At 31.6% G+C, this 12,256-nt stretch carries 12 protein-coding genes; 8 read left to right on the top strand and 4 right to left on the bottom strand.

From position 1 onward, the window contains the following. Nucleotides 1-8: 8 nt before the first annotated feature. The 4 genes from ACRBBL_RS17525 to ACRBBL_RS17510 form a co-directional block, all read right to left on the bottom strand. Nucleotides 9-197 (bottom strand): hypothetical protein, encoded by a 189-nt coding sequence (locus ACRBBL_RS17525; RefSeq protein WP_431370373.1) that lies wholly within the window; start codon nt 195-197, stop codon nt 9-11. Between the two features lie 383 nt (nt 198-580). After that, the gene (locus ACRBBL_RS17520) at nt 581-3,703 is read right to left on the bottom strand and encodes a CHAT domain-containing protein (RefSeq protein ID WP_431370372.1); all 3,123 of its coding nucleotides are present in this window, start codon (nt 3,701-3,703) and stop codon (nt 581-583) included. Next, entirely contained in the window at nt 3,704-4,498 is a 795-nt protein-coding gene (locus ACRBBL_RS17515) for a hypothetical protein (protein ID WP_431370371.1), read from the bottom strand. It abuts the gene before it with no gap. Nucleotides 4,499-4,500: 2 nt separating this feature from the next. Further along, nucleotides 4,501-5,067 (bottom strand): RNA polymerase sigma factor, encoded by a 567-nt coding sequence (locus ACRBBL_RS17510; protein ID WP_431370370.1) that lies wholly within the window; start codon nt 5,065-5,067, stop codon nt 4,501-4,503. Between the two features lie 337 nt (nt 5,068-5,404). On the opposite strand from ACRBBL_RS17510, the gene atpD reads away from it, so the two are divergent. The 8 genes from atpD to ACRBBL_RS17470 all read left to right on the top strand — a co-directional run bounded on the left by atpD (nt 5,405) and on the right by ACRBBL_RS17470 (nt 12,218). Next, nucleotides 5,405-6,913 (top strand): F0F1 ATP synthase subunit beta, encoded by a 1,509-nt coding sequence (gene atpD / locus ACRBBL_RS17505; RefSeq protein ID WP_431370369.1) that lies wholly within the window; start codon nt 5,405-5,407, stop codon nt 6,911-6,913. Nucleotides 6,914-6,988: 75 nt separating this feature from the next. Beyond that, nucleotides 6,989-7,282 (top strand): FoF1 ATP synthase subunit delta/epsilon, encoded by a 294-nt coding sequence (locus ACRBBL_RS17500; protein WP_431370368.1) that lies wholly within the window; start codon nt 6,989-6,991, stop codon nt 7,280-7,282. 195 nt (nt 7,283-7,477) lie between these two features. After that, on the top strand, nt 7,478-8,185 hold the full coding sequence (locus ACRBBL_RS17495) for a hypothetical protein (protein ID WP_431370367.1): 708 nt from the start codon (nt 7,478-7,480) through the stop codon (nt 8,183-8,185). A 242-nt stretch (nt 8,186-8,427) separates the two neighbouring features. Continuing rightward, nucleotides 8,428-9,150 carry a hypothetical protein gene (locus ACRBBL_RS17490; protein ID WP_431370366.1) on the top strand — a complete coding sequence of 241 codons (723 nt, stop codon included), beginning with the start codon at nt 8,428-8,430 and terminating at the stop codon, nt 9,148-9,150. Between the two features lie 110 nt (nt 9,151-9,260). After that, nucleotides 9,261-9,992 (top strand): hypothetical protein, encoded by a 732-nt coding sequence (locus ACRBBL_RS17485; RefSeq protein WP_431370365.1) that lies wholly within the window; start codon nt 9,261-9,263, stop codon nt 9,990-9,992. Between the two features lie 174 nt (nt 9,993-10,166). Further along, a complete protein-coding gene (locus ACRBBL_RS17480) occupies nt 10,167-10,946 on the top strand; it encodes a hypothetical protein (protein ID WP_431370364.1) in 780 nt (259 codons plus the stop codon). A gap of 77 nt (nt 10,947-11,023) precedes the next feature. After that, nucleotides 11,024-11,656 carry a SanA/YdcF family protein gene (locus ACRBBL_RS17475; RefSeq protein ID WP_431370363.1) on the top strand — a complete coding sequence of 211 codons (633 nt, stop codon included), beginning with the start codon at nt 11,024-11,026 and terminating at the stop codon, nt 11,654-11,656. 58 nt (nt 11,657-11,714) lie between these two features. Then, nucleotides 11,715-12,218 carry a hypothetical protein gene (locus tag ACRBBL_RS17470; protein WP_431370362.1) on the top strand — a complete coding sequence of 168 codons (504 nt, stop codon included), beginning with the start codon at nt 11,715-11,717 and terminating at the stop codon, nt 12,216-12,218. The last annotated feature ends 38 nt before the right edge of the window (nt 12,219-12,256 follow it).

Genomic DNA, 12,256 nt, shown 5'->3' with positions numbered 1-12,256 from the left:
ATATTTAATTAGCATACGTTTGAAGGACACTGACATATTGTAATGAATGACTCATAAGAAATACAATGTGGCTTCACTCTTACTGAAGGACAATCAAAAATGTTAGTTACACCTGTTCCTCCAACTAATTCGCTGTTATCAAAATTTGAAATTGATTTCTTGTTAAGGCTTAATGATTTTAAATCTCTTTTTTTCATAATTTAAATTGTATAGTTAATTCTTAAAGTGAACATTTAAAGACACTCACAGTTGTGTCTATTCTTCGCGAAAAAATATTTTTGAATAGTAGTAATTCGCTTTGCGCGAATACTCTTTTTATCTTTTTGGTTGAAAATAGAGAGAGTTGCAGTGTTTGCTTCAAGGTTGAAACGATAAAAACCGCCTGCTTTATGGTAAGAATAAATAATTTGTGAATACTTGTTTGAAAGTAAGTATATGGTATAAATAAATGTGTTTTTAATTTTAAAACAGTTATCCCTCATAACTTATAGTTCCAAAAAATGGAATTTGTTACCCAGTATTTTTCACTTTTTTTTGAATAAAAACGAAATAAAATCATAAAATATTGATTTTTAATATGTTAAATGGTATTATTTTTTCTTCTAAGAAACGATCTCGCAATTAAAAAAAGTACAATGCTACTAACAATACCAATGATCCAAACAGTGTAATTGAACGTTGAAAAAGGAATTGGAGCTGTGTCTCCAAGTAAATAAAAACTTCCCCAATAAAAAGGCGCTGCATTAAAAGTGTCTGCATTTTGTAAAAAGTCAATTTTTGCCTGTTGTAGCGCTTTGTGTTTTGGCATTCCGCCTTTTATGTGTTCATAAAAATATCGCATAATTTCAGGTGTAGTTTTATCTGAAATTTCCCAACTACTTAACAAAAGACTTTTTGCGCCTGCATATTGAAATGCATTTCCTAAACTTTGAATTCCTTCAACTTTGTTAATCTGACCATTTCCAGTATTGCAAGCACTTAGCACAACTAAATTTGCCGGAATATGTAAAGAATATAACTCATGACCAAATAACTTATCATCATCATTAGGGCTGCCTTCCGAAAAGTAAATTTTCAAATTGTTTGAGTTGTTATTATCAATATCACCATGCAATGCTAAATGTAGAATGTTAGAATTACCTGCATACTTTTTAAAATTCATTTCATTTGCAGCGTTGCCATAAAAATAAGTGCCTTCTAAAATGTTAGATATTTCCTGAATCTCTTTGCGTGTTCCAGGTAAATCAACCTGCGTATTTCGCAATTTTGATAAAGCAATTGTATTGTTATTTTTTAGAATAGTGTCTTTGCTTGTATATGAAAACGCAACACATTCATTTGAAAAATGAGTTGTGCTTTTTGCAGTTTCATCAAATAATAAACTAGCTGAATTTGCATAGCTTATTGCATAGTTATATAGTAAATATGCAGGCTTTTGGTTCGCTTTAGTTGCTTCTGTCAACAGCAAATCAAACTGTATATGCCATAAAGATTCATCAGGAATAATAATAAGTTCATTGCCTACAAAATGTGACTTTATTGGTGAGAGTAATTCTGTGTATAAGTTGGAAGCATACTTTGTAAACTGAATAGTATTCTTGTCAGTAATTGCTTTATTTAATGCTTCAATTTTCGAATCTAAATCATCAACCTCTACTCTTTTTACATGGAACGATTTTTTTGTAATGATAAAAGTATAGACTGCATTCTTATTCTTAAAAAACTCAATAAGTGTTGTGCTGTCGTTTAGTTTTTCTTGTAAGGTTGAAATTTCAATAACAGTGTCTTCATATTTTAGTTTGTAATACTTTGGGAAATCAATCTCAATACGTTTTTCAAGTGAATCTTTTCGTTTAGTCAAATCAAAAACTTTTCCTTCAAGCTGATATATTTTTACGGAGTCACTTTTAAGCGCTGTAGCTTCTTTTACAATTTCTGACTGCAATTTTGCTAGTTGTATATTAATTGTTTTTTCAAGCGAAATAATATCTGTATGAATATTTACAGTTCGTTTCACTTCGGATTGTTTTAGTAGTTCTCGCAATGTATGCGATCTACTTTTTTCAGAAGCATAAAAAGTTTCAACTAATGAAGAAGTATTATTTTCAATTTCACTTAGCAAAAGCTTCGTTTGTATATTTTTTGCATAAATAGCTTTTACCGTTTCGGAAAATTGTATTCTGTCATCATGATTTTGTTTTGACTTTCGTGTCAAACTTGCCAAAGCATCAGCTTCATCATACAATTTAATGCTTTCAAGAAGGTGTTTTTTTTCTTTACGTTCTTGATACAAAAGAACGAGAATATCTGCTTTTGTTTTTACAGATTCAACTAAAAAGTTTTGATCTACATAATTTACAGAAGTAAAAGAATCTGTCAAATTCTGTTGACTTGCAATATTTAATGTGTTAGCAGCGATCGATTTTTCGCAATACAATAACGCCTTGTCAAATTCCTTGAGTTGCGCATATGTTTTAGCTAAATTGTTGTAGCTGCGAATCGTATTTATATTTCGTTCTCCAAAAATTTGCAAGCGAAGTTCTAATGTCTTTTCCATATACTTTAGCGATTCAGGATAATTCTCAACCTTAGAATAAATGTTAGCTAAATATTCGTATTGAAAAGAAACAATAACAAAGTTCACAGGATCAGAACCCAAGAGAATAGCAAGCGCTTTTTCTACATACGGAATTCCACGTTCGTCACCATATATAGTCCCAAGTTGACTATACGGATAAAACATTTGCGGGTGTGTTGCGCCTAAAATTTTAGTGCCAATCGCAAGTGATTTTTTTGTGTGAAATATTGCTTTCTCTTGTATGTCAAGTTTTTCGTATATCGTGCCAATATTAAAATGTACACGTACTTGATCGGCACTCATATCTATGCCATGGTTCGCAATGCTTACGCTTAATGATTTATTGTAATACTTTAAACTTTTGTTGAATTCATTCTTCATAGAATAAATCATTCCTAATTCATTATATACCTTTCCGAAATAAGGGTGATTGTCCTCGTAAGTTTGTTGTGCTAAATGCAATGTCTTTTTAAAAAAAGTAAGAGCTTTGTCAAACTTTCCAAGATCATAATTAATATATCCAATAGCTTCGTAAATATCAGCGTGTAATATGCTGCGTTGTGGCGTGTCTTTTAATTCTATAGTCAAAGTAGTCTCAAATTTTTTCATTGCTTCCGCTAAGCGCCTTTGTCGGTGTAACGCAACACCAACATTAAAATGTGAGTTGGCAATTTGAAAAAGATCATCTTTAAAAAAAGTCTGCCTAATCTCTAATGCTGCTGTATGATTTTCAAGCGACTCTTTTGAGAAACGTTTTTGCCCTTGTACAATTCCTAAGTTAAAAAGTGCATCTGCTTCTTCTTTTTTCTGAGTAATATGTTCTCCTTGACTGTATTGCATTGCTTTTTCTGCATACAGCATAGACTCTTTCAATTGTGAAGTATAGTTATATGCTTTTGAAAGTGCGTTGTAACAGCCTGCAATGCTTATAGAATCTTCTAGGCTTTCAGCCTGTTTCAGTGCTTTATTAAATACTAAAATTGCGTCTTTATATTTTCCATAAAACAGCAATTCTTTACCTTTAGTTAAATCAGTATCTAAACTTGTATTGCTCTGTTGTGCATGAAGCTGGAAACATGCTGTTGTTAAAATGAATATGTAGATAAAACAAACAATTTTTCTCATTTACTTCTTTAGTTTAATTTCTTGATTCGATGTTGAGGGAATTTCTAAATACTGAGCGGCTTTCTTTAATTCGTCATTTTCTAAGTGAATAAGACCTTTGTACCATTTGGAAATATCTGGAGCATATATTGCCAAACTATCCAATGTTTGAAACGCAATTGTTGTTTTGTTTAATTGGTGATAAGACAAAGCGCGGACTAATAAAATATCTTTATAATGATTAGAAGAAGCGCTGTAAGCTTTTAATGTGCTTAAAGCCTGATTATACTCTTTGTTTGTATAAAGGTGTAAGGCTTTAGCTAAAGTGGCTTTAGTGCTGTCTGATGAACCGTTTCTTACTGTAAAATCTAAACCAATATTTTTTTGCCAAGCTGCATCAGTAAGTGCTTTATGATCTATGCTATTGTTTGAGAAGTACCAAAAAAGTGAGCAAAGAATAACAAATATGGCTGCAATGCGGATAGCAAGTTGAAAATTGCCTTTACGAGGAGAAGCTTCTTTTCTATCATCTTTTAACTGCTTTCTCTTATAGCTTTCAATTGCTTTTGAAATAGTAATTTTCAATTCTTGAGTGTCGTCCGACTTAAGAATGTTTTTATACGCTTCTATTCTTTTATTAGTATCGTTTATAGCATAACTCCAATATGTTTCACCAAGAAGGTTTAGTAATTGTTGCTCTAACTTTACTTGTTCTTTAAAAAGGTCATCGCTTTCTAGTCGTTTCAAAAAAGCAGCTTGCTCTTCGTCAGAAAGTTCATTTCTTAAAAACCGTGCTATTAATATGTCGTCTTCCATCATCATATATCTTTTAAATCATCGTATCTATGATCTTTCTTTATCAATTCAATCAATCGTTTTTTGCATTTAAAAATTCGTTGTCGTACAACGTTTTCAGAATTATACTGTAGTGTTTGCATAATACTTTCGTATGATGTTTTAGCAAAAAACAGTTTCAGGATACTTTTGCAATTTTCTGATAATAGTGCTAATTTCTCGGAAAAAAGTTCGTAGCGTTCTTGTTCTACAATAGAAAATGCAGCATCATCTACAGCACTAATATTTTCCAAATGGTCAACATGCTTTGCTTTAAATTTTGATACATTCAACTCGCGTCTCCATAAATTTCGGCAAACAGTAAAAAAATAATTCTCAAAAGAAGTTTTAATTTCAAAAGGTTCATTTCTATATCGAACTATAATTTGTAGCAAGGCTTTCTGAAAAATATCTTCGGCATCATCAATACGACCATTATTGCTAACAATAAAATGCGACACTTTTGGAAACACTTCTTTATAAAGAGAAATAATATCTTCTTCATTTCCTTCGGAAAGTGTGTTTAGAAAGTTACTTAATTTATCTGCCATACTATCAATATGCTATTAATCATTATGAATGCATAATCCAATCAGTTTAATCTTAAAAACTAGAAAAATAATGCTGGAAATATAGAAATAAATTTAGAGACTTATCGTTAGTAAAAAGCCAAAAAAGATGGTTTTATTTATTTATGGAATTATATGAACCGTAGGAAATCTATGTATAATCAAGGGTTTTTTGAGAATTTTTAAAAATCATCACAAAACACTACTTATTTTAATTAATAAAATATATCTTTGCACCGCGAAAAAAGGTCATGTTTTAGCATAAAATATGAAATTCGTTTTTCGGTATTTAATAACCTAAACATTAAACACTTAAGTAATGTCAAAAGTTACAGGTAAAGTTGCACAAATTATAGGTCCTGTTGTTGATGTAGAATTCAGCGCTGGGAACGAACTTCCAAGAATTTACGATTCATTAGAAATAGCGAAAGCTGATGGTACAAAATTAGTACTAGAAGTACAATCTCACGTTGGTGAAAATACTGTACGTACAATTTCTATGGATTCTACAGATGGTCTAAGTAGAGGTACAGATGTACATCCTACTGGAAACCCAATCAAAATGCCTATTGGCGACGATGTATACGGTCGATTATTTAACGTTATCGGAGATGCTATCGATGGATTAGGAGAATTGCCAAAAACTGGTGATGACGGTTTATCTATCCACAGAGAAGCACCAAAATTTGAAGACTTATCAACTTCTACAGAAGTATTATTTACAGGTATTAAAGTAATTGACTTAATTGAGCCTTATGCAAAAGGTGGTAAAATTGGTTTATTTGGTGGTGCCGGAGTAGGTAAGACTGTATTAATTCAGGAGTTAATTAACAATATTGCAAAAGGACACGGTGGACTTTCTGTATTCGCAGGAGTAGGAGAAAGAACACGTGAAGGAAATGACCTTTTACGTGAGATGTTAGAATCTGGAATTATCAAGTATGGTGATGATTTTATGCACTCTATGGAAGAAGGTGGATGGGATTTATCTAAAGTAGATAAAAAATCTATGAAAGAATCGAAAGCAACTTTCGTATTCGGACAGATGAATGAGCCTCCTGGAGCACGTGCACGAGTTGCCTTATCAGGATTAACAATTGCAGAATATTTCCGTGATGGAGCAGGAGATGGACAAGGAAAAGATGTACTTTTCTTCGTAGATAACATTTTCCGTTTTACACAAGCAGGTTCTGAGGTATCAGCACTTCTTGGACGTATGCCATCAGCGGTAGGATACCAACCAACATTAGCAACTGAAATGGGAGCTATGCAGGAACGTATTACATCAACGAAAAAAGGATCTATTACATCTGTACAGGCGGTTTACGTACCTGCGGATGATTTAACGGATCCAGCACCAGCGACAACCTTTGCTCACTTGGATGCAACAACAGTATTATCTCGTAAAATTGCCGAACTTGGTATTTATCCAGCGGTAGATCCATTAGATTCTACATCAAGAATTTTAACGGCTGAAATTTTAGGTGATGAGCACTACGATTGTGCACAAAAAGTAAAAGAGTTGTTACAACGTTACAAAGAATTACAAGATATTATTGCCATCTTAGGTATGGAAGAATTATCTGAAGAAGATAAAATGGCGGTAGGACGTGCACGTCGTGTACAACGTTTCTTATCTCAGCCTTTCCACGTAGCAGAGCAATTTACTGGTCTTAAAGGTGTATTAGTAGATATTAAGGAGACAATCAAAGGATTCAACATGATTATGGATGGAGAATTAGATCACTTACCTGAAGCTGCTTTTAACTTAAAAGGAACGATTGAAGAAGCTATTGAAGCTGGAGAGAAAATGCTTGCAGAAGCGTAATTATTGTTGCTAGTTGCTAGTTTTTAGTTGTTAGTCAACCAACAACGAGCAACCAACAACCAACAACAACAACATATGTATTTAGAAATTGTTACACCAGAAGCAACTTTATTCAGTTCAGAAGTAGATTCTGTAACTGTACCAGGAATTAATGGTGACTTTCAAATGTTAAATAATCACGCGCCAATTGTATCGCTTTTAAAAGATGGAATGGTGAAGATTCATACACATACACAGTCACACTTAGTATTTGATGATTTGCATGGATCAATAGTTCCTCACAATGATGACGATAAAATATTGACCTTGACTATCAATTCTGGTACTATTGAAATGAAAGATAATAAAGTTATTGTATTAGCAGATTAATTAGCAAATACAATCAAAATAAAAAAAAGCATCAAACTTTACTGTTTGATGCTTTTTTTATGCTGAAAAATAAAAAAACACGATATTTGAAAAAAATTGGACTGATATTTGATATTACTGTTAAAAAAATAGAATAAATCATTAGAAATAAATACGATTCAATTCGTAAACTCACTCATATAAAATCAAAATGTTATGAAGTTACTCATCAGAAAAAAGTTTATAGCCCTTTGTGGGATCATTTTAGTAAGCACAGCGGTATTTTCTCAAGCAGGAAGAGCATCTATGTTTCACAACGACATTTCGACGCAGGCAATATTGCAAAAAAACATGGCAAAGACTTATAAAAACAATGTTGACGGTACGCCTTACTATGATGAAAGTTTTAACTCTGCAACGATTACTCCAATAAATAAAGTGTTTATGGTTCGTTTTAATGTAGCCTTAGATGTAATGGAAGTTATTCAAGATACGGATACGTTGTTCATGAATAAGAATAATAGAAGTTATATTATAAAGTTAAATAAAGGAAACGTTACATATAAAATTCTTGAATATGTAGAAAGTGAAAATGAAGATAAATTAGGATATTATATTCAGTTGACCACTGGGAAAAAAATAAAATTATATAGAAAAGATAGAAAGAAGTTTGTGGAGGTAAAACGTACGGCTTATGGTAGTATCAACGGAAGTTCTGCAAAATATAAAGAGCAAAAAAGTGAATTCTATATAGAATATGGTGATAATGGAACTGCGGTAAAACTGCCAAGAAAGAAAAAGGCAATCATTAAATTATTTGCAAGCAAGCAAAAAGAAATTAAAGCATTCATCAAAGAGAATAAAATCAAAGTTACCAAAGAAAAAGACTTGATTAAGTTGATTAACTATGCTAATTCTTTATAAGAACATAGTCATAAAGAAAACCATTATTACGTACGAAAAAGTATTGTAAGTATACTTTATAAATAAAATATATAAAAGCATCAAACTTTATTGTTTGGTGCTTTTTTTATGCTAAAAAAACTAAAAGCAGACTATTTGAAAAAAATGGACTGATATTTGATGCTAGTCTTAAAAAAAAGAAATTATTTGGAACAAACACGATTCAATTCGTAAATTACTAACTATATTAAAACCAAAATGTTATGAAATTACCAATCAATAAAAAATTTATAGCTCTTAGCAGTCTTCTATTAGTAACTGCTTTCGGGTTTTCTCAAAGTGCTGCAAAACAAGCATTTCAAGCATCTATGTTTCACAACGATATTTCGTCACAAGCAATATTGCAAAAAAATATGGCAAGGGTCTTGAAAGCAAATATAGAAGGAACTCCTTATTATGACGAAGGTTTCAATTCAGCAAATATAGCTCCTATAAATAAAGTGTTTATGGTGCGTTATAATGTAGCTCTAGATGTGATGGAAGTTATTCAGCAATCAGATACTGTGGTTATGAATAAAGCTAACAGGAATTACATTATTAAGCAAAATAAAGGGAACCTTGTTTATAAAATTTTACAGAATATTGAAAGTGAAAAAGAAGATAAACTAGGATATTATATTCAGTTGACTAATGGGAAAAATGTAAAGCTATATAGAAAAGATAGAAAAAAGTTTGTAAAAGTAAAACGAGCAGCTTATGGCAGCATCAATGCAAGTTCAGCAAAATATAAAGAACAAAAAAGCGAATATTATATAGAATATGGTGATAGTGGATCTGCAGTGAAACTTCCAAGAAATAAAAAAGCAGTTATCAAATTATTCGCTAGTAAAGAAAAAGAGGTAAAAGCGTTTATCAAAAAAAATAAAATCAAAGTTACCAAAGAAAGAGATTTAGAGAAGTTGATTAATTACGTTAACTCGTTGTAAAAGATTGTTTTAGCGAAAAAAAAGTTTTCAAAAAAGTTGAATTGGTAAGGTTTTTGCTGTAAATTAATAGTAAATAGTTTACAAATAACAATTAAAACCAAACAAAAGCCATGAGATCACTTTTTACCACAAGTTGCCTATGTGCACTCGCTATGTTATTCTTTAATTCAGCTCATTCACAACAGAGCGTAACTTTACAACAGGATAACTCACCAACAATCACATTTTTTCTAGTGCCACATCACAATCCATTATTTGGATTAGGATATGTAAATCCAGAGAAAAGCTTACTTCAAATTGCTGAAGGTTCTCAATTCCATAACGAAGAGTTCAAAGAAGTAGAATCGGAGCAATTTAAAGCTCGTTACAACGCGTTCTTAGACGAGATGGAAATTCAAGGAGAAAATACAAGCGGATGGATCAATAAAAACAAATACAGAAGTAAAATTATATTTGCAGAAGACAATGTAGCTTATAAAATTTTAGATGCAGACGATAGTGACGCCAAAAAAGCATTAGGTTACTACGAAGTTTTATTAGAGAATGATTATGTGTCTCTTTATAAGAAAAAAGCAAAAAAATTAGCGGTAGGTATGGAGCAATCACATTATATGACACCACCGCCAAAAATAACTACAGAGTTTCAAGATTTAAAGGCTGATTACTATGTTGAATTCCATAACAATGGTAATGTTAAAAAGCTTTCAAGAACTCGAAGAGGCGTTTCTAGATTATTTGAAGATAAAAAAAATATAGTAAAAGCATATATCAAAGAAAACAAATTAAAAGTAACAAACGATCAAGATTTAATAACGATCATTACGTATGTAAATTCATTGTAAGTATATACTTTGTAAATAATTTAAGTAAAGCATCAGGCAATAAAGCTTGGTGCTTTTTTTATATGTAAACTGAATAAAATCAAACACTTATTGGTGAAAAATGTCTTAATAGTTTCACTTGCGTATAATTTTTCGTAACTTGATATCTACATTAAAACCAAAAAAAGATTTATTATGAAAACAATTCACACCAAAACCACCTTCAAACATTTTAAATACTTTATAGTATTTTGTCTATTACTAAGTCTGGAAGGATTTGCCCAACAATGCAAGGGCGGAAGCTACGGACTCAAACCACCTGCAGATGGTATAGATCTTGCATTAAGAGCTTCCATGGATTTCGATAATGATTTAAATTCTGTTGTCGTACGAAATCAAGGAATTGTGTATGGAGCTAACACTATTGGGTCGCCGTACAAGCAAGAATCGTTTGCTACAGCAAAGATTGCTCCTGTTGGGAAAGTATATTTAGTTCGTTACAATGCATTAATGGACGAAATGGAAGTAAAAGGTGCTGAAAAAGATGATGTATTAATAATTTCTAAAAAAAGAAGTTATGTAATCAATCAGCATTCTAACAATGTTACCTATAGAGTTTTAGAGAAAATTGATAGTGAAAAAGAAAATGATTTAGGGTATTACATCAGCCTTGAAGATGATGATAACATTTCTCTGTATAGAAAAGAATGTAAAAAATTAGTAAAGCGTAAAAAAGCTACTTACGGAAATTCTGCTTCATCAGTTACAACAGAGTTCAAAGATATGCGTTGCGAATTCTATATCGAAAAAGCACATAACGGACATGCAATTAAACTTCCAAAAAAGAAAAAAGCATTGTTAGCACTCTTTCCTGACAAAGCAGATTTAATCAATACATTCATTAAAAAGAATCGTATCAAACTGAACAAAGAAGAGAGTTTGAAAAAATTAATTAAGTACATCAATACTATTTAAAAATAAAGAACTAACAAGCTGAAAAACCCTTTCAATTTGGAAGGGTTTTTTTAATATCAAAAATAGAAATATTCTACATGAAAAAATGGTCAAAACGAGCTGGTTGGATGCTTGTATTATTAGTTGTCGGAATTGTTATATGTAATGTTTACGTTGAATTTAGCAGCAAAGGAAAAACATTCAACAACACTACCGAAATACCCAAAAACAAAGTTGGATTATTGCTCGGTACCGCAAAATATCTTAAAGGCGGAACGATTAACTTATTTTACCAATACAGAATCAATGCTGCCGTAAAGCTTTACAAAGCGGGAAAAATAGAATATATATTGGTAAGTGGCGATAATGGAAGTAAATACTACGATGAGCCTACAACTTTTAAAGAAGACTTAATCGCAGCAGGCGTTCCTGAAGATAAAATTATTTTAGACTATGCTGGTTTTAGAACACTTGATTCTGTTGTGCGTAGCAAAGAAATATTCCAACAAGAAAGTATTACAATAATCTCGCAACAATTTCATAACGAGCGTGCTATTGCTATCGCAAATGCCAAAGGAGTCAATGCTGTTGGTTTCAATGCAAAAGATGTAAGTGGACGATATGGTTTCAAAGTAGAAGTGCGCGAAATATTTGCGCGTGTCGCCATGTGTATGGACTTAGTCATTGGCAAACAACCAAAATTCTTAGGAGAAAAAATAGCCATTCAATAATTGTATTTCTCCATAACTTCTTCATCACTTTCCGTAGAATAATCAGTATTTTTACCAGATGAAAGAAGAAGTGATAATCTCTCAAGGAAACAGGCCATTGTGGCAAAATATCTTAGCTGCGTTACTATATGCAACGGTAGTTGTACTTGTTGTTTTTTTCTTTTATGAGTTCGAATTTTCTTTTAAAACAGACCAAGTAAAAAGAGAAATGCATACTTTGCAATTGGCAGCAATAGCGCTTATGCTGGCTTTTTACTATTCTGTGATACAAACGTACTATTTTGATTTCAAAAACCATCGGTACAAACATGAACACGCATTTTTGATATTCAAAAAAGGAAAGTGGAAATCGTTGCCAGCACTAGAATACATTTCTGTATTCAAAAAAGATCAGCACTTTTATGAAGTGAATTTATGGTATGTAGGCAATAAACATTTTAAAATATACCAACTGTCCGATGAAGAAGAAGCACTAAAAGTTGGAAAAAAATTAGCAATCACATTACAAATAGATTTACTAGATGCAACAGTTGCAAACGATTCAAAGTGGATTGAATTATGAAACGAGCATGTTACAAAGTTTCTCATCCAAGGAATGAT

Origin of the sequence: Kordia sp., from assembly GCF_050633145.1 — a bacterium.
Classification (GTDB): domain Bacteria; phylum Bacteroidota; class Bacteroidia; order Flavobacteriales; family Flavobacteriaceae; genus Kordia.
The sequence above is the reverse complement of the archived record's forward strand: the minus strand, read 5'-3'. Positions and strand labels throughout refer to the sequence as shown.

Bases quoted from the DNA above. Each gene is read 5' to 3' on its own strand.
- ACRBBL_RS17525 (WP_431370373.1), bottom strand. From the start codon at position 197: ATGAAAAAAAGAGATTTAAAATCATTAAGCCTTAACAAGAAATCAATT.
- ACRBBL_RS17520 (WP_431370372.1), bottom strand. From the start codon at position 3,703: ATGAGAAAAATTGTTTGTTTTATCTACATATTCATTTTAACAACAGCA.
- ACRBBL_RS17515 (WP_431370371.1), bottom strand. From the start codon at position 4,498: ATGGAAGACGACATATTAATAGCACGGTTTTTAAGAAATGAACTTTCT.
- ACRBBL_RS17510 (WP_431370370.1), bottom strand. From the start codon at position 5,067: ATGGCAGATAAATTAAGTAACTTTCTAAACACACTTTCCGAAGGAAAT.
- atpD (WP_431370369.1), top strand. From the start codon at position 5,405: ATGTCAAAAGTTACAGGTAAAGTTGCACAAATTATAGGTCCTGTTGTT.
- ACRBBL_RS17500 (WP_431370368.1), top strand. From the start codon at position 6,989: ATGTATTTAGAAATTGTTACACCAGAAGCAACTTTATTCAGTTCAGAA.
- ACRBBL_RS17495 (WP_431370367.1), top strand. From the start codon at position 7,478: ATGAAGTTACTCATCAGAAAAAAGTTTATAGCCCTTTGTGGGATCATT.
- ACRBBL_RS17490 (WP_431370366.1), top strand. From the start codon at position 8,428: ATGAAATTACCAATCAATAAAAAATTTATAGCTCTTAGCAGTCTTCTA.
- ACRBBL_RS17485 (WP_431370365.1), top strand. From the start codon at position 9,261: ATGAGATCACTTTTTACCACAAGTTGCCTATGTGCACTCGCTATGTTA.
- ACRBBL_RS17480 (WP_431370364.1), top strand. From the start codon at position 10,167: ATGAAAACAATTCACACCAAAACCACCTTCAAACATTTTAAATACTTT.
- ACRBBL_RS17475 (WP_431370363.1), top strand. From the start codon at position 11,024: ATGAAAAAATGGTCAAAACGAGCTGGTTGGATGCTTGTATTATTAGTT.
- ACRBBL_RS17470 (WP_431370362.1), top strand. From the start codon at position 11,715: ATGAAAGAAGAAGTGATAATCTCTCAAGGAAACAGGCCATTGTGGCAA.